Origin of the sequence: uncultured Sphingomonas sp. (assembly GCF_964250165.1) — a bacterium.
Lineage (GTDB): Bacteria > Pseudomonadota > Alphaproteobacteria > Sphingomonadales > Sphingomonadaceae > Sphingomonas.
In genome coordinates, this window is record NZ_CAXUEK010000016.1 from 1 (window position 1) to 24,495 (window position 24,495).

The window sequence follows — 24,495 nt, forward strand, 5'->3', positions numbered from 1 at the left end:
ATCAGAGCTGCGGCAACGCGCAGGTCATGCTGGCGGGTCACGCCGACAAGTCGGGTTCGGCGAGCTACAATGTCGGCCTGTCGCAGCGTCGCGCGGACTCGGTGAAGGCGTATCTGACCGCCCACGCCATCCCCGACGGCGTGATCACGACGCAGGCGTTCGGCGAGAGCCGCCCGCGCGTCGATACCGCCGACGGCGTCCGCGAGGTGCAGAACCGCCGCGTGGAGGTGACCTACGGTCCGGGTTCGGGCCAGTAAGGCGCACGCCTGCGGGTGAAACGAAGGGAGATCGGCGCGAGCCGGTCTCCCTTTTCGTTGGCGGACTGTGGACGGTGATGCCGCACCTTCGCCGGCAACGGGCGCCAGCGATCGGGGAGCCTGCGACGAACGACGTTCGGCCTGGCATTCGCGCCGGCCGGATCTGGATGCGGCCGGTTTAAGCACTGGCTTGCCGGTCGCCCGGCGGCCGACCCGATAGCGGACCACATCAGGGCCGTGGCTGCCGCCGGGTAGGCAATGGCGGGAACGCGCGATCGGCGTAGAGCCGCGCGGTGGCCTGATCGGCTCGCGAACGGGTGCCGAGATGATTGCCGCGGGAGAGACCGAGCGAAGCTGTCCGAGCATGTCCCCGATTCTTGTCGTGGACCGCCGGCGGCGAAGGATTTGGGGACTATCTCCGTGTCTCGCTTTCGGTCGCCGGTTCCACCAAGGCCCCGCCGCGTCGCCGGCATAGCGGAGGAGATGGAGCTGACGCCGCTCCCGCCCAAGCGCCGGACGGATGCGCCCGTGGCCACCCCGGGCGCGCGAACCCTGGATCATCGACAGACCCGGCCCGGCGCCGCGCCGATCGGCCTGTGGTGAAGAAGAGCGGCTCGATCGCGGCCGCGATCACGTCTCCGCCATGCCTTCCCGGTATCCGCCACCGCGATCGCCAGTCATCGCCCGGATGCAGGTCATGGCATGGGTGGCTCAGTTCATGTGCGCGGCGTGTTGGCGGACTTCATGTCAGCCGGTCGGACCCCTCCGTCTCGCAAGATTGAGCGCGCGCCGTCGGCGGGTTGCCGTCGGGCAGTGTCGGCCATGCGCCTGTGCCCAGCCCACCTCCACCCCGATCTGCTCGCCGAGGGTCCGGCACCGCAGGTCCGCCGTGGCGGTGCCTGGCGCGTCGAGGCCGATCGGCTTCACGGCGCGCCCCCGGATCATCCACCTGGCGACGCGATCTGGCTGCCCGCAACCCCGCTATTTACGGCGGGCGGAACGCAGGACTATTCTGCGGCAATGCGGACCGACATCTGGGATTTCGGTGCGCCGGTCGCTGGCCATGGATGGCGGCCGGACGGCGCGGTGCGCGCGACGGTGCTGCTGGCGCACGGCTTCGCCGAATATGCCGAGCGTTACGTCACGCGCTACCACCGGATGGTGCCACGGCTGGTCGAGCGCGGGTTCGCCGTGCATGCCTTCGATTATCGGGGCCATGGCGGCTCGGCGGGCGCGCGCGGGGCCGTGGACGTGGCGGCGGCGGTCGCGCAGCACCGGCAGGCGCGCGCTGCGCTGGCCGGGACGGGGCCGCTGCTCCTCTTCGGCCATTCGCTCGGTGGGCTGGTGACGGCGGCGAGCGTCGGCGCGGACGACGCGGACGTGGCGGGCGTGGTGCTGAGCGCGCCGGCGCTGCTGCTGGAGGCGTCGCCCGGGCTGAAGCTGGTCGGCCGCGTGCTGGCGCGGCTGGCGCCGGGCGTCGGGGTACGGCCCGCGCTCGACCCGGCGGGCATCTCGCGCGATCCGGCCGAAGTGGCGGCCTATCGCACCGACCCGCGCGGCTATCACGGCCGGCTGCCGGCGATCACCGGCGCGAGCGCGCTGGCCGTGGCGGACGCGCTGTGGCCACGCCTGCCCGCCTGGCGCGCGCCGGTGCTGGTGCTGCACGGGACCGCCGACAGCTTCTGCCCGATCGCCGGCAGCGAGCGGTTCGTGGCGGCGGTCGCGGCGTCGGCCAAGCGGCTGGCGCGCTTCGAGGGCGGCGCGCACGAACTGCTCAACGACTTGGAGCGGGACCGTGCGCTGACGATGATCCTGGACTGGCTGGAGGCGCGGCTGCCGTCGTCCCGGGCTTGACCGGATGCCTGCCGCGCTACGCCTCCAGCTCCACATCCCAGTACAGCCAGTCGCGCCACGTATCGTGGAGATAGTTGGGCGGAAACGATCGCCCATGCTCCTGCAGGTGCCACGAGGTCGGGCGGATCGGGTCCAGGTGGAGCGGCATCCGGGCCTGGCGGGGGGTGCGGCCGCCCTTCTTCAGGTTGCACGGCGCGCAGGCGGTGACGACGTTCTCCCAGGTCGTCCGCCCGCCCTGCGCGCGCGGGACGACATGGTCGAACGTCAGCTCGCGCCCGTGGCCGCAATATTGGCAGGCGAACCGATCGCGCAGGAACAGGTTGAAGCGCGTGAAGGCAGGGAATTGCGACGGCTTCACGAACTGCTTGAGCGCGATCACCGACGGCAGCCTCAGCGCGACGGTGGCGCTGCGCACCTCGCGCTCGTAACAGGCGACCACGTCCACCCGCTCCAGGAACATCGCCTTGACCGCGGTCTGCCAAGGCCAGAGGCTGAGCGGGTAATAGGAGAGCGGCGTATAGTCGGCGTTGAGGACGAGCGCGGGGCAGCCATCGGGATGGCGGATGAGATCGGGATGAAACACGCACGCCTCCCCACGTTGCTCGGCAGCGCCTTAGCCCAAGACGCGTGACGTCGCCATGACAGCACAGCGAGCGAATCGGGGTCAAGGGGAGGACGGGACGGTCGTCACCCGCTTCGCGCCGTCGCCGACGGGGCGGCTGCATCTGGGCCATGCCGCGTCGGCGATCGCGGCCTATGATCTTGCGCGGGCGCGCGGCGGCCGGTTCCTGCTCAGGATCGAGGACCTCGACGGCACGCGGCGCCGACCGGAGCATGTGGCCGCGATCCTGGCGGACCTCGCCTGGCTCGGGCTGGAATGGGAAGGGCCGGTGTTCCAGTCCGAGCGGCTGCCGCTCTACGCCGCGGCGCTGGCGCGGCTGCAGGCGGCGGCGCTGGTCTATCCCTGTTTCTGCACGCGTGCCGAGATCGCGGCGGCGAGCCTGCAGGCGCCGCACGGGCCGGAGCCGGCCTATCCGGGCACCTGTCGCCGGCTGGTCGCGCCCGATCTGGCGCGCGCGCATAGCTGGCGGTTGGACGTGGCGAAGGCGCTTGCGATCCTCCCCGGGACGGGGAGGGGGACCGACGCGCCTCGGCGTGGTGGGGGAGGGGGCTCCGATCCGGGCGGTCCGCCTGGCGCGGAGCGCCCTCCACCATGCCCGCTGCACGGCCGTGGTCCCCCTCCCCGTTCCGGGGAGGAGTTGTGGTGGCACGACGCGACCGTCGGCTGGATCGAGGCCGATCCCGCCGCGCACGGCGACGTGATCCTCGCGCGCAAGGATGCCCCGGCCTCCTACCATCTCGCCGTCACCGTCGACGATGCGGCGCAGGGCGTGACGGATGTGGTGCGTGGGGTCGACCTGTTCGCCGCGACCCACGTTCATCGCCTGCTCCAGGCGCTGCTCGGGCTGCCGACGCCGCGCTATCATCATCATCCGCTGCTGACCGGCCCCGACGGCGCGCGGCTCGCCAAGCGGCATGGCAGCCCGACATTGGCCGCCCGGCGCGACGCGGGCGAGGACGGAACGCAGGTTGCCGCGGCGTTGCGCGCCGGCCGGCTGCCCGTTGGTTTCGCCGCCGCGAGCGCCTAGATAGTCGCCATGAACACCTTCCTCGCCATCCTGCTCATCGCCGCGATGCTCGCGACCGTGGTCGCGCTGGTGCGCGGCGTCGTCACCTTCCTGCAGGAATCGAGCGAGCGGGTGAAATCGGGCGATGGGCCGACCACGCTGCAGATCAAGAGCAACCGCATGATGCAGCAGCGCATCTTCTTCCAGGCGGTGGCGATCCTGATCGTGGTGCTCATCCTGCTGCTCGGCCACCGGGCCTGAGCCGCTGGTCAGGCTGACCCGGATCTACACGCGCACCGGCGACGACGGCACGACCGGGCTGGTCGACGCCTCGCGGGTGAGCAAGGCGGACGCGCGGCTCCATGCGATCGGCGAGGTGGACGAGGCGAACTGCGCGATCGGGCTTGCCGTCCTGCCGGCCGACGACGTCATCGCCGAGGCGCTGCGGCGCATCCAGCACGACCTGTTCGATCTCGGCGCGGACCTGGCGACGCCGGGCCGGCAGGACGGCGCGCTGCGCATCGTGCCCGCGCAGGTCGCGCGGCTGGAGGCGGAGATCGACGCGATGAACGCGCGGCTCGACCCGCTCACCAGCTTCGTGCTGCCCGGCGGGTCGCCCGCGGCGGCGGCGCTGCACCTGGCGCGGGCGGTGACGCGCCGGGCGGAGCGCGCGGCGGTGGCGGCGGGCGGGCTCAACCCGGCGGCGCTCGCCTATCTGAACCGACTGTCCGACTGGCTGTTCGTCGCCGCGCGGCTGGCGAACGACGCCGGCGCGCTCGACGTGCTGTGGCGGCCGGGCGCGACGCGCTCGAGCGATTGACGTTGGTCGCCGGCGCGCGGGGTGGTAGGCCCACATGATGGTGCAGCCCGCGCCCGCCCGCGATCCGCTTGCGGCTCGCTTTGCCGCCGTGCGCGCACTCTCGCTGGCGCTGGCGACACCGCTATCGGACGCCGACGCGACCGCGCAGTCGATGCCGGACGCGTCGCCCGCGAAATGGCACCTGGCGCACACCAGCTGGTTCTTCGAGACCTTCGTGCTGCGCGATCACGTGCCCGGCTATCGGCTGCACGACGTGCGTTGGCCGTTCCTGTTCAACAGCTATTACGAGGCGGAAGGCGGACGGCACGCGCGCGACCGGCGCGGCATGGTGACGCGCCCGACCCTGGACGAGGTGCGCGCCTATCGCGCCCATGTCGACGCTGCGCTCGCCGCCGCGCTGCCCGGGCTCGGGCCCGACGCGCAGGCGCTGGTGGAGCTCGGCTGCCAGCACGAGCAGCAGCACCAGGAGCTGCTCGTCACCGACATCCTGCACCTGTTCGGCGAGAACCCGCTGGAGCCGGCGCTGTGGCCGCCCGCGCCCAAGGTGCCGGTGGCGATGCCGGGGCCGATCGGCTGGATCGAGCATGGCGGCGGGGTGGTCGAGATCGGTCATACCGGCCCGGGCTTCTCCTTCGATTGCGAGGGGCCGCGCCATCGCGCGCTGCTCGTCCCCCATGCGCTGGCCGACCGCACCGTCACCAACGCCGAATGGACGGCGTTCATCGCCGATGGCGGCTACCGGAACCCGGGCTGGTGGCTGGCGGACGGCTGGGCCTGGGTGAAGGCGCAGGCGATCGCCGCGCCGTCATACTGGGCGCAACGCGATGGCGGCTGGACGCGCTTCGGCCTCGATGGCCGACGGCCGATCGATCCCGCCGCGCCGGTCACGCATGTCAGCTTCTACGAGGCGGACGCCTATGCCGCCTGGGCGGGCGCGCGGCTGCCGACCGAGGCGGAGTGGGAAGCGGCGGCGGCCGGCGCGGACCCGGCGGGCGGCAACCAGCTCGACGCCGCGGGGCCGGTCGAGCCCCGGCCGATGGGGTTTCCGGGCGGCGGCTTCTATGGCGACGTGTGGGAATGGACCGGCAGCGCCTACCGACCCTATCCCGGCTTCCGCACTGCCGAAGGGGCGGTCGGCGAGTATAACGGCAAGTTCATGAGCGGCCAGTTCGTGCTTCGCGGCGGTTCCTGCGCGACGCCGCGCGGCCATCTGCGCGCGAGCTACCGCAACTTCTTCTACCCCCATCAGCGCTGGCAGTTCACGGGCGTGCGGCTGGCGCGGGATTTGTGAGCGATCACCCTCACCCTTGCGCCGCCTGCGGCGGCCGTTCCCTCTCCCAAGGGGAGAGGGAGGGAGGCGCGCGGCGCCGGAAGGGTGAGGGTGAGCGATGCTGAAGCAGGAGGCCGAGGACGGCCTGCGGTCCTTCGCCGACCCGCAGTTCCGCGCCGACGTGCTCGCCGGGCTGACGGCGCGGCCGCGCGCGATCCCCGCGCGCTGGTTCTACGACCGGCGCGGCTCGGCGCTGTTCGAGCGGATCACCGCGCTGCCCGAATACTACCCCACCCGGACCGAGATCGGCGTGCTGACCGCCTGCGCGCCCGCCGTGGCGCGGCTGACCGGCGCGGCCCGCGCGGTGGTGGAGTTCGGCTCGGGCTCGTCCGCCAAGACGCCGATCCTGCTCGCGGCGGTCGCGCCGTCGGCCTATGTGCCCATCGACATCTCGGGCGACTTCCTGCGCGACTCCGCCAGGGCGCTGGCGGCGGCCCATCCCGGGCTGCCGGTGCTGCCGGTCGAGGCCGATTTCCTGCGCCCGATCGCGCTGCCGGGCGAGGTGGCGGGCGCGCCCAAGCTCGGCTTCTTTCCCGGCTCGACGATCGGCAACATGGGCCCGCGCCAGGCGGTGGACCTGCTGCGCGCGATGCGGGCGTCGCTGGGAGAGGGCGCGCAGCTCCTGATCGGGATGGACCGGGTGAAGGACGCGAGCACGCTGATCGCCGCCTATGACGACGCCGCGGGCGTGACGGCGGCGTTCAACCTCAACCTGCTCGCCCGCATCAACCGCGAGCTGGACGGCACGATCCCGCTTGACGCCTTCCGTCATGAGGCGCGGTGGAACGATGCGGCGGCGCGGGTCGAGATGCATCTCGCCGCCACGCGCGATGCGGCGTTCACCGTCGACGGCCGCCCCTTCGCGATCGCGGCGGGCGAGACGATCCACACCGAGAACAGCCACAAATACGGGCCGCGCGACGCCCGCCTGCTACTGCGCGCCGGCGGCTGGACGCCGCTGACCGAGTGGACGGACCCGGATGGGCTGTTCGCGGTGATCCTGGCGGAGGCGCAGGGGGAGGAGACGGCGCCGTGAACATCGTCACCCCGGGCTTGTCCCGGGGCCCACCGTCGGGCAAGCCGTGGCCTCAGCAACAATGGGACGCGCCTGGATCAGGCGTGGATGCCGGCACAAGGCCGGCATGACGAAGGGGCTCACCATGCACACCGATCGCCGCCAGTTCCTCGCCGGGACCGCCGCCACCGCCGCGCTCGCGGCCGCGCCGTTGCGCGCCCAGATCGGCGCGACGCCGGCGAGCCCGCTCAAGCCGCTGTTCGACGGTCTGGTCCAGGCGCAGCTGCGCCGTTCGCCCGAAGGCGCGACGCAGCTGGGGCTCGACACCGGTGCCAACGCCGATCTGCGCGCGAAGCTTTCCGACCAGTCCGCCACCGCGCGCGCGGCGGCGAAGGCGCAGACGCTCGCGCAGCTCGGGCAGCTGGAGGCGATCGACCGTCGCGCGCTGTCGGCGGACGAACAGGTCGATCTCGACTCTGTGCTCTACACCCTGCGGTCGGCGGCGGCCGTGCAGCGTTTCGACTTCGGCGGCTCGTCCTATGGCCCCAGCCCCTATGTCGTCTCGCAGCAATCGGGCGCGTATCAGTCGATCCCCGACTTCCTCGACACCAAGCACCCGCTGAACACCAAGGCCGACGCCGACGCCTATCTCGCCCGGCTGCGGGCGTTCGCCACGCAGCTCGACGACAATAGCGAGCGGATGCGCCACGATGTCGGCGTCGGCGTCGTGCCGCCCGACTTCATCCTCGACCTGACGATCGCGCAGATGGAGAAGACCGCGCTGCCGGCCGAACAGGCGCTGGTGGTGCAGTCGCTCGCGCGTCGTGCCGCCGCCAAGGGGCTGGGCGACGATTACGGCCGACAGGCGGCGGCGATCTACACCGCCGCCGTGCTGCCCGCGCTGCAACGCCAGTTCGCCTATGTCCGCGCGGTGCGCCGCACGGCGAAGCATGATGCGGGCGTGTGGGCGCTGCCCCAGGGCGCGGCCTTCTATCCCGTCGCGCTGCGGGCGACGACGACCAGCGCGCTGTCGCCCGAGGAGGTGCACCGGTTCGGGCTCGATCAGGCCGCGAGCATCGGCGCGCGGCTCGACGCGGAGATGAAGCGGCAGGGCTACACCAAGGGCACGATCGGCGAACGGCTGGTGGCGCTCGCCGCGACGCCGGGACAGCTCTACCCGAACACCGACGCCGGCAAGGCGGAGGCGATCGCCTATTGCAACAGCCGGCTCGACGCGATCCGCGGCCGGTTGCCGACCGTGTTCGAGCGGCTGCCGTCCTACAAGTTCGAGGTCCGCCGCGTGCCGCCGCAGACCGAGGCGGGCGCGGCCGCGGCCTTCAGCCAGTCGCCCGCGATCGACGGCTCGCGGCCGGGCATCGTCTATTTCAACCTGCGCGACGCGCGCGACTGGCCGCGCTACGACCTGTCGACCACCGTCTTTCACGAGGGCCTGCCGGGTCACCAGCTGGAGGGCGGCCTGGCGCTGTCCAACACGCGGCTGCCGCTGATCCGCAAGATCGGCAGCAACTTTTCCGGCTATGCCGAAGGCTGGGCGCTCTATGCCGAGCAGCTCGCCGACGAGCTGGGGATGTACGCCGACGATCCCGCCGGCCGCATCGGCTATCTGGCCGCGCAGCTGTTCCGCGCCAATCGCTGTATCGTCGACACCGGGCTGCATCATTATCGCTGGACGCGCGAGCGGGCGGTGCAGCAGTTCCGCGACGCGGTCGGCTATACCGAGAGCCGCGCGGGTGGCGAGGTGGACCGCTATTGCGTCAATCCTGGCCAGGCCTGCTCCTACAAGCTCGGTCACTCCACTTTCGTGGCGGTGCGCGATCACGCCAAGGCGAAGCTCGGCCCGCGCTTCGACCTCAAGGCATACCACACCGCGGTGCTGCGCTACGGCCGCCTGCCGCTGGAGGTGCTCCAGCGCGTCGGCGACGCCTGGGTGGCTTCAGCCTGATCCTCCCCGTGAAGGGGGAGCTAGGTAAGCCGCACCCGGGTCACATGGCCCATCTTGCGCCCCGGCCGCGCCGCGCCCTTGCCGTAGAGGTGGACGTGCGCGCCCGGCTCGGCGAGGGCGGCGGCGAAGGGATCGTCGCCGATCAGGTTGGCCATCGTGACGCCCGCCCCCGTCAGCGCGGTCGCGCCCAGCGGCAGGCCGCAGATCGCGCGGACATGGTTCTCGAACTGCGAGCACGCCGCGCCCTCGATCGTCCAGTGGCCGGAATTGTGGACCCGAGGCGCCATCTCGTTGAACACCGGGCCTTGCGCGGTCGCGAAGAACTCGCACGCCAGCACGCCGACATAGTCGAGCCGCGCGGCGATACGCCCTGCGAGCGCCGTCGCCTCGTCGGCCTGGGCGAGCACGGCGGCGGGCGCGGGCAGCGTCGAGGTGCGCAGGATGCCGTCGCGATGCGCGTTGAGCGGCACGGGGTAGCGCGCGGTCGCGCCGTCCTGCCCGCGCGCGAGCAGGATCGAGAACTCGTGCTCGAAGGCGACGAACGCCTCCAGCACCGCCGGGCCGCCGACTGCTTCCCACGCCGCGTCGGCGTCCGCGGGCGAGGCGATCCGCGCCTGGCCCTTGCCGTCATAGCCCCAGCGCGCGGTCTTGAGCACCGCGGGGACGCCGACCGCCGCCAGCGCCGCGTCGAGCTCGGCGCGGTTCGCCACCGCCGCCCAGCGCGCGGGGCGGCCCCCTGCCGCCGCCACGAACCGCTTCTCCGCCGCCCGATCCTGCGCGACGGCGAGCGCGGCGGGCGCGGGATGGACGGGGACGCGCGCCGCCAGCCACTCGACGGGGGCGAGCGCGACATTCTCGAACTCGTAGGTCACGACGTCGCAGGCGCGCGCGAAATCGGCGAGCACCACCCGGTTGTGATAATCGGCGCGCGTCAGGCTGGATGCGGTCTGCGCCGCCACGCTCTCCCGCTCCGGCGCGAGGACGTGGGTGTGGTAGCCGAGCTGCGCGGCGGCCACCGCCAGCATCCGCCCGAGCTGGCCGCCGCCGAGGATGCCGATCGTCGAACCAGGCGGCAGCGGCTTCATCATCCCCCCGTCATCCCGCTGAGCTTCAGACCCGCAAAGAAGAAGCAGGACGCCGGGTCAAGCCCGGGGTGACGACAAAGGCGCCTCCGCGACGTCCTCCGTCTGCCGCGCCCGCCAGTCCCGTAGCCGCTCGGCCAGGGCCGCGTCGCCGGTCGCCAGGATCGCCGCCGCCAGCAGCCCGGCGTTGATCGCGCCCGCGCGGCCGATCGCCAGCGTCCCCACCGGCACGCCGCCCGGCATCTGCACGATCGAGAGCAGGCTATCCATGCCCGCCAGCGCCTTCGATTCGACGGGCACGCCCAGCACCGGCAGCCAGGTCATCGCCGCCGCCATGCCGGGCAGGTGCGCCGCGCCGCCCGCGCCGGCGACGATCACCTTCAGCCCGCGCGCCGCTGCGCCCTTCGCATAGTCGTACAGCCGCTCCGGCGTCCGGTGCGCGGAGACCACCCGCGTCTCGTGCGCCACGTCGAGCGCCGCCAGCACGTCGGCGGCATGGCGCATCGTCTCCCAGTCGGAGGTCGAGCCCATGATGATGCCGACGAGCGGGTCCGCCATGCACGGCGGAGTAGCGAGGCGCGCGCACGCGCACAACCATCGCCGCCGGCCGTCCATGCCGGGCTGGTCGATCCGCCGGTGACGTCACGGCGAAACGGCGGCCGCCCTGGATGAGACGACCGCCGTTCCGCGCGACGATCGCGCGTCAGTAGCGATAGCCGTCATTGTAGTATTGTTCGCGCCCGTGATGGCGGTGCTGCCATTCCCGGCGGCGCTGGCGCTCGATCTCCTTCCAGCGCCGGTGCTCGTCGCGGCGGGCGCGGGCGTCATAACGGCGATCGTCGCCGCGGTCGCGGTAATAGCCTTGATCGCGATCGGATGCGTAATAGCCGTTGCCGCCGCCATAGTAACCATAGCTCTGCGCCGATGCGACACCGGGCAACGCTACGCTCGCCAGCGTCGCCGCGCCGAGGATGAAAGACCTGATCGACATGAGGCATCTCCCGCGTGGGCTTTCCACGCCGGCAGGATTATGCGAGTCGCGCTGAGATCATGCTGAACGTCGTTGGCAGCGCGCGTTCATTTAACGCTCGTTCAGATAATAGCGGTCGATGGCGTTCAGCGCGCGGTCGAGCTCGTAGACGATCGGCTGCCCGGTCGGGATCTCCAGCCCGGTGATGTCCGCGTCGGCAATGTGCGACAGGTGCTTGACCAGCGCGCGCAGCGAATTGCCGTGAGCAGAGATCAGCACCCGCGCGCCGCCGGTCAGCGCCGGCGCGATCCGCTCCTCCCAATAGGGCAGCACGCGCGCGATCGTGTCCTTCAGGCTCTCGGTCGCGGGCACGGGCACGCCCGCATAGCGGCGATCGTCGGTCAGGTCGTAGGCGCCGCCGGCGTTGGCGGGAGGCGGCGGCACGTCGAAGCTGCGCCGCCAGATCTTCACCTGCGCCTCGCCGTGCCTGGCCGCGGTCTCCGCCTTGTCGAGCCCGGTCAGCCCGCCATAGTGCCGCTCGTTCAGCCGCCAGTGCTTCTCGGTCGGCAGCCATAGCCGCCCCATCGCCTCCAGCGCCAGATTGAGCGTCTTGATCGCGCGGGTCTGGAAGCTGGTGAAGGTCAGGTCGACATCGAGGCCCTTCGCCGCCAGCAGCGCGCCCGCTGCCCGTGCCTCGGCCGCACCCTGCTCGGTCAGATCGACGTCCCACCAGCCGGTGAAGCGGTTCTCCAGGTTCCAGGCGGACTGGCCGTGGCGGATCAGGACGAGGGTGGGCATCAGCGCTCCTTGCGGGGGACGGGGCCGGTGTTTAGCGCCGCGTCCCATCGGCACAAGGAGAGGCGACGATGGCGATCGTGCGGCAGACATTGGTGTATGACGGCCCGGGCGGCCCGTTCGAGGGCGTGATCGCGTATGAGGACGAGGTGGAGACGCCGCGGCCAGGCGTGCTGGTCGTCGCCAACGTGCTCGGCCAGAAGGAATCGGACAACGCCAAGGCGGAGGAGCTGGCCAAGCTCGGCTATGTCGGCTTCGCGTGCGACGTGTTCGGCCAGGGCAAGCGGGCCGAGCGCGGCCCCGACATGCGCCGCTACATGGACGAGTGTCTCGCCGACCGCGCCCTGCTGCGCGATCGGCTGGCCGCGAGCCTCGCGGTGCTCCAGGGGTTCGGCCATGTCGATGCCGCCAGATGCGCGGCGATCGGGTTCTGCTTCGGCGGACTGTGCGTGCTCGACATGGCGCGCAGCGGGCTGGACGTGCTGGGCAGCGTCTCGTTCCATGGCGTCTACGACCGCCCGGATTACGCCAACACGACGCCGATCCGCGCCAAGGTGCTGGTCTGCCACGGCTGGGACGATCCACTCGGTCCGCCCGACGCCGTCACCGCGCTCGCGGCGGAACTGACCGGGGGCGAGGCCGACTGGCAGATCCACGCTTATGGCGCGGCGGGGCACGCCTTCACCGATGCCGGCACCAAGGGCAGCGTCCAGCCCGGCTTCGGCTATGAGGAAAAGGCGGACCGGCGCAGCTGGCAGGCGTGCAAGGACTTCCTGACCGAGCTGTTCGTGTGAGCGCGCGCGCGGCCGTTCAGCCGCCGATCGCCATCGCGGCGCTGGCCTGGCGCAGCGGTGCGGCCAGCATCACGAAAGCCTCATAGGCCACGGCGACGCCGGCGGCGATCGCGGCCGACCCGAGCACCACGAACTGGAACAGGCGCGAGAGCTCGCGGTTGCGCTCCAGCCGGCGCGCGGTGGCGACGTCGCGACCGAGACGCTCCATGCCACGACGCTCCGGCCCGCGGGCTGGGGCCGACGCCGCACGCGGGTCGCGGCGTTGCGGCGCGGCCGAGAGCGCGGCGAGATCGATCGCATCCTGGGTGCGGACGCCGAAGAACCGATCCTTGCGCCACATCACCCGCCCGACGATGATGTTGGTGCCACGGCGGATCTCCAGATATGTGCCGGGTGCGGGGGCATCCTCGGCGGCGGCGAGCAGGCCGCGGGACGACACGTTGTGGATCACGGCGTCCGACCAGGCGGAGGCGACCTTCATCCGCGCCGGAAGCACGACCTTGATGCGCGGTTCGCGTTGTCGGAGCCCGTGCTGAAGAACCTTGAGCAAGCGACGCGTCCCCTACCGGAATATCGAATGCGATCCGCCTTTTAGGGATCAGTAACAGCTAAGTCGAAAGAAGGCCAAGGCTGCTGACACTTTCGCCTCAATGGGGCCGCTTCCGCCGCTTTCGCGCAGGTCCGGGAGCTACATGCGGCGGCTCAGGAACGCCGATCCGGCGAGGCCGAAGCGCCAGGGTTCGTCGGCGGCCTTGGTGATCCCGATCCGCTGGCCGGTGGCGATCGCCGGCTCCGTCCGGCGCGGCAGCAGGCAGAACGGTGGTTCGTCCAGCGGCCGTCCGTCCAGCGCGCCGGTGATCGCGAGCGCCTGCGCAAGCCGGCCCGGGCCGGCGCACAACAGGCGATCGGCGACGCCGCCCCGGCGCGCGCGCATCGGCGCCAGCCCGTGGACCGGCTCGATCGCGCGCAGCAGCACCGCGGCCCCCGGCGCCGCGCCGCCGACGACGTTCAGGCACCAGTGCAGCCCGTAGATGCGATACACATAGGCGTGGCCTGGCGGCCCCCACATCGCGCGGTTGCGCAGGCTCGGGCCGACGAAGCTGTGCGAGGCGGGGTCGCCGGCATGATAGGCTTCGGTTTCGACGATCACGCCGCCGACGCCGTCGATCAGCAGCGTGCAGCCGATCAGCGCCCGCGCGAGCTCCAGCACGGGTCGGGTGTAGAAGGCGGCGTCCATTCGGCCGCCCTGCCAGCGCCGCCGCTTGACCGCCAGCGGTCGACGGGGCGATGAACCGTTCCGGGTAGACAATGGTTAAGACCGTCTCGCCCCGACAAAGGAGTCCTACGATGAAGCTTCGTCATGCCGCCGTCCCGCTGCTCGCCCTCGCCATCGCCGCGCCGCTACCCGCGATCGCGCAGACCACGACCAAGACCGAGGTCAAGCACGACACCGACGTGAACAACGGCGTCGTCACTCACACCCGCACCGCCGTGCACGTCACCAAGCACAAGACGCACCGGCCCAAGAAGATCCTGGGCGTGAAGGTCGGCCACAAGACCAAGACCACGAAGGTCGTCCACAAGACCTCGACCAGCTCGAACGGCGAGACGACCAACAGCGTCAAGACCACGCACTGAGATCGCGGCCCGCGCCCGCCGCCTGAGCCCAGGCGCGCGGGCGCGGCGTCGATCCGCGACGCGGTCGGGCGGCGGCGGGCGGCGTTGTTCCTGCTTCCCGCTTGCGCCACATTGGCGGCCATGAAGCGCGTCGCCGTTCTCCTGCTGCTTGCCGCCGCACCCGCACCTTCGCTGCAGGAGCGGGTGGGCACGGACCTCGCCGCCGCCAGTCCGGGGACGCGGTTCGGGCTCGTGGTCACCGATCCGGACGGGCGGGAGATCGCGGCGCTGCTGCCGGACCAGCGGTTCGTGCCGGCCTCCAACACCAAGATGTTCACCACCGCCGCAGCGTTCGCCACCCTGCCGGACCTCGACCGGCCCGATGCGGACGGCGGCGCCGCGGTCCGGCTCGACGGGCCGGACGTGGTGCTGGAGGGGCATGGCGACGCCCGGCTCTCGGCGGCGCCGGATTGCGCGGCGGACTGCCTCGCCACGCTCGCCGATGCGGTGGCGGCGCGGACCGGACGGGTGCGCGACGTGGTGGGCGACGACAGCGCCTGGCCCGACGAGCGCTGGAGCCCCGGCATGAGCTGGAACAATGTCGCGACGCGCTCGGGCACGGCGGCGTCGGCGCTGACGCTGGACGACAATGAGGTGACGCTGACCGTCACGCCGGGCGCGGTCGGGGCCGCGCCGGGGCTGGACGCGCCGCCTTATTACACGGTCGACAACCGCGCGGTGACGGTGGCCGGCGGCAAGACCGAGCTGGCGTTCGACCGCGCGCCGATGGGCCTGACGGTGCGGCTGTCCGGCACGATCGCGGCGGGCGCGACGCCCGAGCGGCTGCAGCTCGGTATCGACGATCCGGCGCGCTACGCCGCCTGGACGCTGCGGCGGATGCTGGTCGCGCGCGGCGTGCGGGTCACGGGCGGGGTGGCCGTCCGCCATCGCCCGCTGGTCGCCGCCGACGATCCGGCGGTGCGCGGTGCCGCGCCGCCGAGCCGGCCGCCCGCCGCGCCGGTGCTCGCCCGGCTGACCCCGCCGCCGCTGATCGAGGACCTCACGCTGACCAACAAGGTCAGCCAGAACCTCCACGCGCAACTGCTGCTGCGCCGCGTCGGGGCGATGTCGGGAACGGGCAGCCTCGCCGACGGGCTGGCGGCGGAGCACGCGATGCTCGACCGCGCCGGCGTGCCGCGTGTCGCCTACGACTTCGCGGACGGCTCGGGCATGTCGAGCTATAACCGCATTTCGCCGCGCGGCGCGGTGGCGTTCCTGCGCTGGACGGCGCGCCAGCCCTGGGGCGCCGCGTGGCGCGCGACGCTGCCGGTCGGCGGGGCCGTGGGGCTGAAGCGGTTCGCGGGCACGCCGCTCGATCACCGCCTGTTCGCCAAGACGGGCACGCTGAACGGCACCAACGCGCTGGCCGGCTGGCTGATCGCGGCGAGCGGGCGCGAGCTGACCTTCGCCTTCTACGCCAATGACGTGCCGGGCGACGCCGGCGCGACCGCGGCGATGGACCGGGCGCTGCTCGCCATCGCGGCGGCGAGCTGACCTCGCTTGCCGCCGCCGGCCCGCCGACAGAGCTGGATGAGGCTCGCTCAAGGCAGTTCCCGTCATTCCCGCGGAGGCGGGAATCCATCGTCGCCGCCCTTCGGCAAAATGCGCGAAAGCTTGCCAGTATGGATCCCCGCCCGCGCGGGATGAGGGCAATATATCGATTCCACGCGAGGTCATCCAACTCTACGAGCGCCGGCATGATCGATCATATCCTCTCGGCACTCGCCGCCCTCGTCATCGCCGTCGTCTCGGCGGGCGGCTATGCCGGCGTCGTGCTGCTGATGGCGATCGCCGCCGCCTGCGTGCCGCTTCCGTCCGAGCTGATCATGCCCTTCGCGGGCTATCTGGTCGCGCAGGGCAAGTTCACGCTGGTCGGCGCGGCGACGGCGGCGGCGCTGGGCGAGAATATCGGCGCCGCGATCGCCTACGAGGCGGGCAAGCGCGGCGGCCGGCCGCTGGCGGAGCGTTATGGCCACCTGCTGCTGGTCGACGCGCATCATCTCGATCAGGCGGATCGCTTCTTCGCGCGGTTCGGGCCGGTGGCGGCGCTGGTCGGCCGGCTGCTGCCGGTGATCCGCGCCTTCATCGCCTTTCCGGCGGGCATGGCGCGGATGAACCGGCTGACCTTCCACATCTTCACCACGCTCGGCTCGTGGCCGTGGTGCTTCGCGCTCGCCTGGGTGGGCATGACGCTGGGCGCGCGGTGGGACAGCGATCCGCGCGTCAAGCTGTGGTTCCACCGCTTCGACGCGGTGGTGCTGGCGGTGCTGGTGGCGGGCGCGGCGCTGTTCGTGTGGCACCGCCTGCGCGGCGTCAGGCGAAGCCGCGCCTGACCGCGAGCGCGCGCAACTGGGCGTCGCGATCCGGCGCGACCCGGGCGATCCGCGCGCGATAGGCGGCGACGCGCGCCTCGCCCGCCCGCGCCGGCGAGCCCGCATCGAACGGCGGCTGCGGATCACGCGGCCATAAATGTCCTAACCCGCGGGCCGCCGTCGCGCAATCGCGCTGCCCGCGTCAGCCAGAGCAGGGCAGGGAGGGCGACCGCCGCCCAGATCGCAGGCCCGGTCCAGCCCGGCCAGCCCCACAGGTCGCGGCCGAGCGAGGTGATGTCGCCCGTCACCAGCCGCTCGCGCCAGATCCACGCGAACGGGCTCGTCGCCCAGGGCGGCGTGAAGATATCGCCCGCGGCGATCGTCGCGTTGACGAGCACGGACACCGCGAGCATGCCCGCCGCCAGCCGTCGCTCCTGCCGGGTCCTCAGCGACGCCCAGAACGGGGCGAGGCCGAGCGCAAGCAGCCCGACCGCGGGAATTGTCAGCCGCGGCCCGGTCGCGTTGCCGCCGTCCCAATAGACATAGGCGGCGTTGACCAGCAGCACGATCGCCACGGTTGCCGCCGCGGCGATCCCCAGCGCCCTGGAACGGCGCGCGGCGGCGAGACCGAACAGCCCCGGCACGGCCAGGACGAGCACCGGCGCGACCCACAGCAGCCCGCGCCTGAGACCGAAGGTGATCTCCCACAGCACGCGGGGGTTGGGCGCGGTGAGGCCGAACAGGCCCTGATGCATCCCCTCGAACCCGACCACGCCCTGATAGCCGAGGCGGAACGGGGTGCCGAACGCGAACAGGTTGTAGCCGACGAGCGGCGCCAGCCCCGCCAGCCCGCCCAGCGCCGCCGCGCCGGCGAGGAGCCAGCGCGCCGGGGCGTGCCGGAACCGCCACAGCGCGAAGAGCGCCAGCGCGGTGCCGGCGATTGCCGCCTGATATTCCACCGTCACCGCCCAGCCGAGCGCCACGCCACCGAGCGCCGCCGCGCCCGCACGCCCGCGCACCGCCGCGCGCTCGAACGCCCAGAGCGCGATGACGTAGAGCGCCGCCACCGGCGCATGGCCGAGCAGCGTCGTCGACCAGCCCCAGGCCGGCGTGCCCAGCGCGTAGCCGAGCGCCGCGAACAGCGCCGCCGTCGCACTGCCGGTCAGCGCCAGCGCCAGCCCGTACAGCGCCGCAGCGGCGAGCGCGGTCAGCACCGCCGGCCCGATCGCGACCGCGAGCCGCAGCCGCACCCGCAGGTAGCGGGCGAAGCCGGGGTCGCTCGCCAGCGGTGCAAACCGGTCGGCGCGCTCGCCCGTCCACCGGTCCGCCAGCGCCACCGCCGGCAGCGCCGTCAGTGTCATGCCCGGCGCCTTGTCGAGATAGGCGTGGTCGCCGAACACGGCCTTGTCGATCGTCAGCGGCGCGAACGGATCGATCGTCGCGGTCCCGTCCTCCACGATGCGGATCGCGGCGAACAGGCGCACGGCGGTGTTGGGGTTCAGCTCCCAGGACCCGAACCAGACGCAGGAGAACCAGGCGAGCGCGGCGAGGACGAGCGGGATGCCGCGGCGCGTCATGCCCTGCCGCCTACTCCGCCGTGTCCAGGCCATAGGCGGTGTGCAGCACGCGCACCGCCAGTTCGGTCTCGTCCTCGTCGATCAGGACGGAGACCTTGATCTCGCTGGTCGAGATCGCCTGGACGTTGATGCCGCGCTGGCCGAGCGTGGTGAACATCCGGCTCGCGACGCCCGCATGGCTGCGCATGCCGACGCCGACGACCGAGATCTTGGCGACGCGGGTGTCGTGGATGACGTCGGCAAAGCCGATCGCCGCCTGCCCGCGCCCCAGCACGTCGAGCGAGCGCGGCAGGTCCGCCTGCGGCACGGTGAAGGTGACGTCGGTCGAGCCGGTTCCGTCGCCGCGCGCGCCGTGCGCCACGTTCTGGATGATCATGTCGACGTTGATCCCCGCGTCGGCGAGCGGCGCGAAGATGCTGGCGACCGCGCCCGGCCGATCGGGCACGGCGGTGAGCGTGATCTTGGCCTCGTTCTTGTCGTGCGCGATGCCGGTGATCAACTGGCGTTCCACGGCGTCCATCTCCTCCCCAAGCTCTTCCTCGCCGACGATCATCGTGCCGGGCAGCGTCGCCGCCATCGGCGCCTCCGGGCCGGTCAGCGACGACAGCACCTGAACGCGCACCCCTTCCTTCATCGCCAGCCCGACCGAACGGGTCTGCAGCACCTTGGCGCCGACGCTGGCGAGTTCCAGCATCTCCTCATACGTCACCTTGGCCAGCTTGCGGGCGCGCGGCACGATGCGCGGATCGGTGGTGTAGACTCCGTCGACGTCGGTGTAGATGTCGCAGCGCTCCGCGCCCATCGCCGCCGCGACCGCGACCGCCGAGGTGTCGGAGCCGCCACGGCCGAGCGTCGCGACGCGGCCGTCATGCACGCCCTGAAAGCCGGGGATCACCGCCACCTCGCCCGTCGCCAGCGCCCGATCGAGTGCGGCGGTGTCGATCTCCTCGATCCGCGCCTTGGCGAACGCGGCGTCGGTGCGGACCGGCAGCTGCCAGCCGAGCCAGCTGCGCGCCGGCACGCCCAGCGCCTGCAGCGCGAGCGCGAGCAGCCCGCTCGTCACCTGCTCGCCCGAGGCGACCACGACGTCATATTCGCGCGGATCGTAGAGCGCCGATGCCTCCCGGCAGAAGCCGACGAGCCGGTCGGTCTCGCCCGCCATCGCCGACACCACGACCGCGACCTGGCTGCCGGCGTCGACCTCGCGCTTCACCCGCGCGGCGACCGAACGGATGCGCTCGATCCCGGCCATGGAGGTGCCGCCGAACTTCATCACGATACGGGGCATGAGCGGGCGTCGGGTCCTTGGGAGCACGGGCGCGTCCTGTTAGGAGCCGGTCATGGCTGAAGCAACCACGGTAGACGCGCACGAGGCGGCGCATTTCGGGCGGCTGGCGGGCGACTGGTGGGACCCGGCGGGCGCGTCCGCCATGCTCCACCGGCTGAACCCGCCGCGGCTCGCCTATCTGCGCGCACGGATCGATGCGCATTGGGGCGGCGACTCCACCGGCTTCCGGCCGCTCGCGGGCAGGCGCGCGCTGGACGTCGGCTGCGGCGCGGGGCTGCTCGCCGAACCGCTCGCGCGGCTGGGCGCGGCGGTGACCGGAATCGACGCCGCGCCGGCGGTGATCGCGGCGGCGCGCGCGCATGCCGAGGCGGGCGGGCTGACGATCGACTATCGCGCCGGCGGGATCGAGGTGGTGACGGGCGAGGCGTTCGATCTCGTCACCTCGCTGGAGGTGGTGGAGCATGTCGCCGACCGCACCGCCTTCGCGGCCGGGCTGGCGGGGGCGCTCGCGCCGGGCGGGCTGCTGGTCATGTCCACGCCCAACCGCACGCCGCTGTCGCGCCTGGCGCTGATCGGGCTGGCGGAAGGAACCGGCCGCATCCCGCGCGGCACGCACGACTGGAACAAGTTCCTGACGCCGGACGAGCTGACCGCGCTCCTGGCCGGCGCGGGCCTGCGCGTGATCGATACGCAGGGCCTCGCCCTTTCGGTGGGCCGGGGCTTCGCGCTCTCCGAATCGACCGCGCTCGATTATTTCCTGACGGCGGTTCGTGGCTGAGGTTCCTCTCCCCTTCAGGGGAGAGGTTGGCCGAGCCGCAGGCGAGGTCGGGAGAGGGGCCGACCGGCCCGCACAGTTCCAACCGGCGTCCCCCTCTCCCCGACCCTCTCCCCTGAAGGGGAGAGGGAGCTCGGTCTGGCCCGCCCTCGCCGTCCTCCTCTGCCTCCTCGCGCTGGCGCGGCCGATCGACCATGACGAGAGCCAGTATGTCGCCGCCGTCGCGCTTACCGCGCACGGGCTGCTGCCCTATCGCGACTTCGCCTACCTGCAGACGCCGCTGCAACCGTTCCTGTTCGCGCCGCTCGCCTGGATCGCCGGCGCCGCGCTGTGGCCCGCGCTCCGGCTCGCCAACGCGCTGTGCGGCGCGGCGGCGCTGGTCTGCACGTGGCGGGCGGCGCGGCTGGTCGCGCCGGCGCGGACCGCCGGCGCGGCGGTCGGGCTGCTCGCCTGCTGCGACGCCTTCCTGTTCTCGATCGGCACCGCGCGCAACGATGCGCTGCCCGCGGCCTGCTATGCCGGCGCGCTGTGGCTGGCGATCCGGGCCGAGCGGGGCTGGGGCACGCGGTGGAGCGCGCTCGGCGCGGGCGCGCTGCTCGCGGCGGCGGCGGCGGCCAAGATCAGCTACGCGCTGCCGGCGGCGGCCTATGCCGCCTGGGCGCTGGCCCGCGCGCGCGGTCATCGCCCCGGCTTCGTCGCGCTCGGCGCGGCGCCGGTCGTGCTCCTCGTCGCCGCCGTCGCCGCGCGGGCGCCGGCCGGCTTCGTGTTCGGCGTCCTCACCTTTCCCGGCATCGCGCCCGCCGACTATTATGCCGACCAAGCCTGGAAGCTGACCGGCTGGGCCAAGCTCGGCGACCTCGTCAAGTTCCTGGCGCTCGGGCCGGCGCTACTCGCCTTCGCGCTGGTGCTCCGCCGCCGGATGCCGGCGATGCTGGCGCTGCTCGTGCTGGCGGGGCTGGCCGCCGCGCTCGGGCCGACGCCGACCTGGCGGCAATATCTGCTGCCGCTGCTGCCGCCGCTGTTCGTCATGCTGGCGGCGCGCCGGGCCGCGATCCCGCCTTCAAGGGCGATGCGAATATCGGCCGTCGTCTTCGCCGCCGCCGGACTGAGCCCGACGATCGCGGCACTGGCGAGTGGCCGTCCCGCCATGCCCGCCGCCTGGCGCGACGGCCGCGCGATCGGCGCGGCGCTGGACCGCGCGGGCGCGACCGGTCCGGTCGCGACGCTCTCGCCCGAGTTCCTGCCCGCCACCGGCCGCCTGCCCGATCCGCGCTTCGCCGCGGGCCCGTTCTTCTTCCGCAGCCGCCGGCTGGTCGTGGACGAGCGGGCGCTCCATCTGCTCGGCCGGCACGCGCTCGGCGCCGCGCCGTTGTCCGCGGCGATCCTGGTCGGCGGCGAGGGGGCGTGGACCAGTGGCGACGACCGGCTCGATGCGCGGCTGGCGGCGGAGGCGGCGCGGCGCGGCTATCGGGCGACGGCGGTGCCCGGCACGCGCTTCCGCCTCTGGCTGCGCTAAGCGGCGAGCTGCGCGCGGCGGTCGATCACGTCCTGATAGTGCGCCATCAGCGCCGCCGCGTGCTCCTCGTCCGAGCGGACCGGCGCTGCCGCCGCGGCGCGCCGCAGCGCGTCCTGATCGCGGGCGAACAGGCGGCCGATCGCCGCGGCGCAGGCGTGCGCGTCCTTGGCGCGATAGCTCTCGGCATAGCCCGGCCGTGCCGCCTCGAACGCGCCGCCCTCGTCGGGAACGATCATCGGCAGGCCGGACGCCAGCGCCTCATAGGCGACGAGGCCGAACGGCTCGGCGGACGAGCCGTGGATGAAGGCGTCGGCCGAGGCCATGATCTGGGCCAGCCGATGCCGGTCGTAGACCGGGCGGAACAGTCGGATGTGGGGGCTGTCGCCGACATGCCGTTCCAGCGCCTTGGTCGCCATGCCCTGGCCGAGCAGTACCAGCCCGACGGGCAGCGTCGCGCCCGCGCGGCTGACCGCGTCGATCACCATCGGCCAGCGCTTCTCGCGATGATGGCGGCCGATGCCGACCAGCAGGCGCGCTTCGGGCGGCAACCCGCATTGCGCCAGCAGCGCCGCGCGCAGCCCTTCGTCGCGGAGCGCCGGGGAGAAATGACGCCGCTCGATCCCCAGCGTCATCGACGCATCGACCCGCACGCCGCGCGCGCGCAGCCGCTTGGTCAGCGCCGGGCCGTTGGTCACCACCGTGTCGAAGCGGGCGAGGAAACGCTGCAGGTAGCGCGAGTACCAGGCGAACGCCCGCTCCAGCCGCTCGGGCGACGCCACGTTCTCCAGCCATGTCTTGGCATAGGCCTCGACATTGTCGTTGTGCATGAAGAACGACTTGGCGACGGGCTTGCCGCTCCGGGCCTGCCAGTCCGCGACGATCCAGGCGGGACGCCACGGCGAGCAGCACTCCACCACATCGGGGTCGAACCGGTCGAGCAGCGCGTGGATCGGTTCGGCCTGCCAAAACAGCCCGTAATTGTTGTCGAACGGCATGCCCGGCGAGCGCCGGTAGATGATGCGGCCGCCGCCCGGCCGTTCCTCCTCGCGGTCCTCACGCCCCGGCGCGACGACGATCAGCTCGTGGCCCATGTCGGCCAGGATCGCCATCTTGCGATCGACATAGGTCCGCACGCCGCCGCCGGTGGGCGAGTAGAGCTCGTTGACGTCGACGATGCGCATCGCGACCGCGTGCCTAGCTCAGCGGGGCGAAGCCGGAAAGGCCGCGCAGATATTGCGCATGGATCGTGACCTGCGTCACCCCCGCGGGAACGTCGACCAGCGCCTGATCCACCTGGGGTCGCGCCCGCCCCAGCTTCTGGTTGGACGCGAAGCCGGCGCCGTCGGCCCAGATCGAGAATTTGTTCTTGCCGTCGCGGTTGTGGGTGAACAGCAGCGCGTAGCGGCCCGGCCGGGGCACGCGCATGCACATCGCCACCGGACCGACCTGGGGCGTCGCGACCCGGATGCGGCGGAACAGCTTGCCTTCCTTCAGCAGGTCGCGGTCGTCCTTCAGGAAATCCTGGTTATTGGCGGGGTAGAGCTCCAGCTTCAGTTCGCCCTTGCGGTCCTTCAGGCCGACGATGGTCGCCAGCACCGCCGGGCCTTCGCCGTTCGCGCAGGCGGGCGCGTCGCCGCCGAGGATACCCGCGCCGGCCGCGGCCGGTGCGGCGAGCGCGAGCAGCGCCAGCGGGACAAGGTTACGCAGGGTCACCACCATTTCCTCCGTGTCGCGAGCCCGTGGCCGACGAAGACCAGGATCAGGGCCGCGTTGATCGCGAGCGTCAGCCCCGCGAAGAATGCCAGCAATTGGATCAGCCGATCGTGCTGGCCGATCAGCAGCGTCGCGAAGGTGAAGAACAACAGCTCCTTGTTCGGCGCCAGCGGCAACCGCGACACGAGCAATCGTCCCGCCGCCAGGAACAGCCACATGCCCACCGACACCGCCGGCAACGCGAAATGCCAGGCCAGCGCGGTGAAGGTGGAGCTGGCGACGACGCGCGCGCATTGCAAGGCGAACACCGCCCACAAGGTGCGCGGCGGCAGGGAGAACACCCGGCGCGAGAAGAGCAGGAACGGCAAGGAGATCGCGACCAGCAGCACCGTCGACCACAGGCCTTCGCGGAACTGCGCCGGGGTGAGCAGCCCGCGCCCGAGCGGCAGCGCGATCACCAGCATCGCCAGCGTCAGCGCGTTGCCGGCGATCGCCGACAGGATCGAGACGTCCTTGATAGCGCCGAACGGGGCTGCGACCAGCGTCGCGCGCGCGCGCGCCCAGGCATAGAAATAGGCTTCGCCCGTGTAGTTGACGAGCACGTCGTTGGCGATGCGCTTCTTGAGCAACGCCGCCAGCCCGCTCGCCGGGATGCCCCACAATTTGCGGAAGATCAGCCAGTCGCCCACGGGCAGCGACATGTAGAAGGCGGCAAAGCACAGCCAGAAACGCGGGTCGGTCGGAGTCGAACGCGTCAGCCCCGCCAGGCCGCGGTGGAACAGCTGGTGCGCGAGCCCCGCCGCCATCGCGATCGTCAGCAGCGCCGCCAGCAGCGTCGGCCAGCGCGGCCGCACCGAGCGCAGCGGCTCCAGCCCCGGCAGCGGCATCGCCGCGGGCAGGACATCGGACGCGAGGGGGGCCAATGGCGCGGTGATGAGGGTCACTTGCGTTGGGGTCGAACGGGCGTTGGTAGGCGAGAATAACCGCGGGCTAAAGGCTTTCGGGAGATTGCGGGAAGCTGAACGGGGCGGCGGGCGGTCGCGATGGACCGGGCGTAGCGCCGCGATATTTCCAGCCCGCAACGATGGGTGACGTGACGGCACACATCGGCGAACGGCCGATTTCAGAC

Annotated in this window: 26 protein-coding genes; 14 read left to right on the plus strand and 12 right to left on the minus strand. The window is 72.3% G+C overall.

The features are described 5' to 3' along the window. On the plus strand, positions 1-257 hold a 257-nt coding region (locus ACFE64_RS05230; RefSeq protein ID WP_375391402.1), incomplete at its 5' end, for an OmpA family protein. A gap of 822 nt (positions 258-1,079) precedes the next feature. After that, positions 1,080-2,111: an alpha/beta hydrolase gene (locus ACFE64_RS05235; protein WP_375391403.1), complete on the plus strand. Its 1,032-nt coding sequence runs from the start codon at positions 1,080-1,082 to the stop codon at positions 2,109-2,111. 16 nt (positions 2,112-2,127) lie between these two features. On the opposite strand, the gene ACFE64_RS05240 is transcribed toward ACFE64_RS05235, so the two are convergent. Then, a complete protein-coding gene (locus ACFE64_RS05240) occupies positions 2,128-2,694 on the minus strand; it encodes an HNH endonuclease (protein WP_375391404.1) in 567 nt (188 codons plus the stop codon). A 55-nt stretch (positions 2,695-2,749) separates the two neighbouring features. Between ACFE64_RS05240 and ACFE64_RS05245 the strand changes: the two genes are divergently transcribed. The 6 genes from ACFE64_RS05245 (at position 2,750) to ACFE64_RS05270 (ending at position 8,867) form a co-directional block, all read left to right on the plus strand. Further along, positions 2,750-3,760 carry a glutamate--tRNA ligase family protein gene (locus tag ACFE64_RS05245; RefSeq protein WP_375391405.1) on the plus strand — a complete coding sequence of 337 codons (1,011 nt, stop codon included), beginning with the start codon at positions 2,750-2,752 and terminating at the stop codon, positions 3,758-3,760. Between the two features lie 9 nt (positions 3,761-3,769). Then, positions 3,770-4,000 carry a twin transmembrane helix small protein gene (locus ACFE64_RS05250; RefSeq protein WP_375391406.1) on the plus strand — a complete coding sequence of 77 codons (231 nt, stop codon included), beginning with the start codon at positions 3,770-3,772 and terminating at the stop codon, positions 3,998-4,000. Between the two features lie 4 nt (positions 4,001-4,004). Next, positions 4,005-4,559 (plus strand): cob(I)yrinic acid a,c-diamide adenosyltransferase, encoded by a 555-nt coding sequence (locus ACFE64_RS05255; protein ID WP_375391455.1) that lies wholly within the window; start codon positions 4,005-4,007, stop codon positions 4,557-4,559. A 37-nt stretch (positions 4,560-4,596) separates the two neighbouring features. Continuing rightward, positions 4,597-5,850 (plus strand): ergothioneine biosynthesis protein EgtB, encoded by a 1,254-nt coding sequence (gene egtB / locus ACFE64_RS05260; protein WP_375391407.1) that lies wholly within the window; start codon positions 4,597-4,599, stop codon positions 5,848-5,850. A 97-nt stretch (positions 5,851-5,947) separates the two neighbouring features. Then, positions 5,948-6,925, plus strand: a complete 978-nt coding sequence (gene egtD, locus ACFE64_RS05265; RefSeq protein ID WP_375391408.1) for an L-histidine N(alpha)-methyltransferase — start codon at positions 5,948-5,950, stop codon at positions 6,923-6,925. Positions 6,926-7,031: 106 nt separating this feature from the next. Beyond that, entirely contained in the window at positions 7,032-8,867 is a 1,836-nt protein-coding gene (locus ACFE64_RS05270; RefSeq protein WP_375391409.1) for a DUF885 family protein, read from the plus strand. Between the two features lie 20 nt (positions 8,868-8,887). Here the strand turns inward: ACFE64_RS05270 and ACFE64_RS05275 are convergent, their stop codons facing one another. From ACFE64_RS05275 to gpmA, 4 genes are all read right to left on the minus strand, one after another. Next, entirely contained in the window at positions 8,888-9,952 is a 1,065-nt protein-coding gene (locus tag ACFE64_RS05275; protein ID WP_375391410.1) for a 5-(carboxyamino)imidazole ribonucleotide synthase, read from the minus strand. A 57-nt stretch (positions 9,953-10,009) separates the two neighbouring features. Continuing rightward, positions 10,010-10,507, minus strand: coding sequence for a 5-(carboxyamino)imidazole ribonucleotide mutase (gene purE, locus ACFE64_RS05280; protein WP_375391411.1), 498 nt, complete (start codon positions 10,505-10,507; stop codon positions 10,010-10,012). 145 nt (positions 10,508-10,652) lie between these two features. Beyond that, on the minus strand, positions 10,653-10,940 hold the full coding sequence (locus tag ACFE64_RS05285; RefSeq protein WP_375391412.1) for a hypothetical protein: 288 nt from the start codon (positions 10,938-10,940) through the stop codon (positions 10,653-10,655). Positions 10,941-11,030: 90 nt separating this feature from the next. Further along, positions 11,031-11,717, minus strand: coding sequence for a 2,3-diphosphoglycerate-dependent phosphoglycerate mutase (gene gpmA, locus ACFE64_RS05290; RefSeq protein ID WP_375391413.1), 687 nt, complete (start codon positions 11,715-11,717; stop codon positions 11,031-11,033). A 68-nt stretch (positions 11,718-11,785) separates the two neighbouring features. On the opposite strand from gpmA, the gene ACFE64_RS05295 reads away from it, so the two are divergent. Further along, on the plus strand, positions 11,786-12,508 hold the full coding sequence (locus ACFE64_RS05295; protein ID WP_375391414.1) for a dienelactone hydrolase family protein: 723 nt from the start codon (positions 11,786-11,788) through the stop codon (positions 12,506-12,508). Between the two features lie 16 nt (positions 12,509-12,524). On the opposite strand, the gene ACFE64_RS05300 is transcribed toward ACFE64_RS05295, so the two are convergent. Then, positions 12,525-12,989 carry a hypothetical protein gene (locus ACFE64_RS05300; RefSeq protein WP_375391415.1) on the minus strand — a complete coding sequence of 155 codons (465 nt, stop codon included), beginning with the start codon at positions 12,987-12,989 and terminating at the stop codon, positions 12,525-12,527. A 207-nt stretch (positions 12,990-13,196) separates the two neighbouring features. Continuing rightward, on the minus strand, positions 13,197-13,745 hold the full coding sequence (locus ACFE64_RS05305) for a DNA-3-methyladenine glycosylase (RefSeq protein ID WP_375391416.1): 549 nt from the start codon (positions 13,743-13,745) through the stop codon (positions 13,197-13,199). A 110-nt stretch (positions 13,746-13,855) separates the two neighbouring features. Here ACFE64_RS05305 and ACFE64_RS05310 point away from each other — a divergent pair, with 110 nt between their 5' ends. From ACFE64_RS05310 to ACFE64_RS05320, 3 genes are all read left to right on the plus strand, one after another. Next, positions 13,856-14,146 carry a hypothetical protein gene (locus ACFE64_RS05310; protein WP_375391417.1) on the plus strand — a complete coding sequence of 97 codons (291 nt, stop codon included), beginning with the start codon at positions 13,856-13,858 and terminating at the stop codon, positions 14,144-14,146. Positions 14,147-14,266: 120 nt separating this feature from the next. Next, a complete protein-coding gene (gene dacB / locus ACFE64_RS05315) occupies positions 14,267-15,679 on the plus strand; it encodes a D-alanyl-D-alanine carboxypeptidase/D-alanyl-D-alanine-endopeptidase (RefSeq protein WP_375391418.1) in 1,413 nt (470 codons plus the stop codon). 203 nt (positions 15,680-15,882) lie between these two features. Then, positions 15,883-16,518, plus strand: a complete 636-nt coding sequence (locus ACFE64_RS05320; protein ID WP_375391419.1) for a DedA family protein — start codon at positions 15,883-15,885, stop codon at positions 16,516-16,518. Between the two features lie 122 nt (positions 16,519-16,640). Here ACFE64_RS05320 and ACFE64_RS05325 read toward each other — a convergent pair whose 3' ends face one another. Then, complete coding sequence (locus ACFE64_RS05325) at positions 16,641-18,074, minus strand: glycosyltransferase family 39 protein (protein WP_375391420.1); 1,434 nt, start codon at positions 18,072-18,074, stop codon at positions 16,641-16,643. A gap of 10 nt (positions 18,075-18,084) precedes the next feature. After that, the gene (locus ACFE64_RS05330; protein WP_375391421.1) at positions 18,085-19,362 is read right to left on the minus strand and encodes an aspartate kinase; all 1,278 of its coding nucleotides are present in this window, start codon (positions 19,360-19,362) and stop codon (positions 18,085-18,087) included. A 52-nt stretch (positions 19,363-19,414) separates the two neighbouring features. Here ACFE64_RS05330 and ubiG point away from each other — a divergent pair, with 52 nt between their 5' ends. Together ubiG and ACFE64_RS05340 are read left to right on the plus strand one after the other, a co-directional pair. Beyond that, positions 19,415-20,140, plus strand: a complete 726-nt coding sequence (ubiG, locus tag ACFE64_RS05335; RefSeq protein ID WP_375391422.1) for a bifunctional 2-polyprenyl-6-hydroxyphenol methylase/3-demethylubiquinol 3-O-methyltransferase UbiG — start codon at positions 19,415-19,417, stop codon at positions 20,138-20,140. After that, positions 20,133-21,653 (plus strand): ArnT family glycosyltransferase, encoded by a 1,521-nt coding sequence (locus tag ACFE64_RS05340; protein ID WP_375391423.1) that lies wholly within the window; start codon positions 20,133-20,135, stop codon positions 21,651-21,653. Before ubiG ends, ACFE64_RS05340 begins: the two co-directional genes overlap by 8 nt. On the opposite strand, the gene ACFE64_RS05345 is transcribed toward ACFE64_RS05340, so the two are convergent. From ACFE64_RS05345 to ACFE64_RS05355, 3 genes are read right to left on the minus strand one after another with little or no spacing between them, the layout of a single operon-like run. Continuing rightward, positions 21,650-22,834, minus strand: coding sequence for a glycosyltransferase (locus ACFE64_RS05345; RefSeq protein WP_375391424.1), 1,185 nt, complete (start codon positions 22,832-22,834; stop codon positions 21,650-21,652). The genes ACFE64_RS05340 and ACFE64_RS05345 overlap by 4 nt on opposite strands. 13 nt (positions 22,835-22,847) lie before the next feature. Then, complete coding sequence (locus ACFE64_RS05350; RefSeq protein ID WP_375391425.1) at positions 22,848-23,372, minus strand: DUF2141 domain-containing protein; 525 nt, start codon at positions 23,370-23,372, stop codon at positions 22,848-22,850. Beyond that, entirely contained in the window at positions 23,363-24,310 is a 948-nt protein-coding gene (locus tag ACFE64_RS05355; RefSeq protein ID WP_375391426.1) for a hypothetical protein, read from the minus strand. Before ACFE64_RS05355 ends, ACFE64_RS05350 begins: the two co-directional genes overlap by 10 nt. Positions 24,311-24,495: the final 185 nt, after the last annotated feature.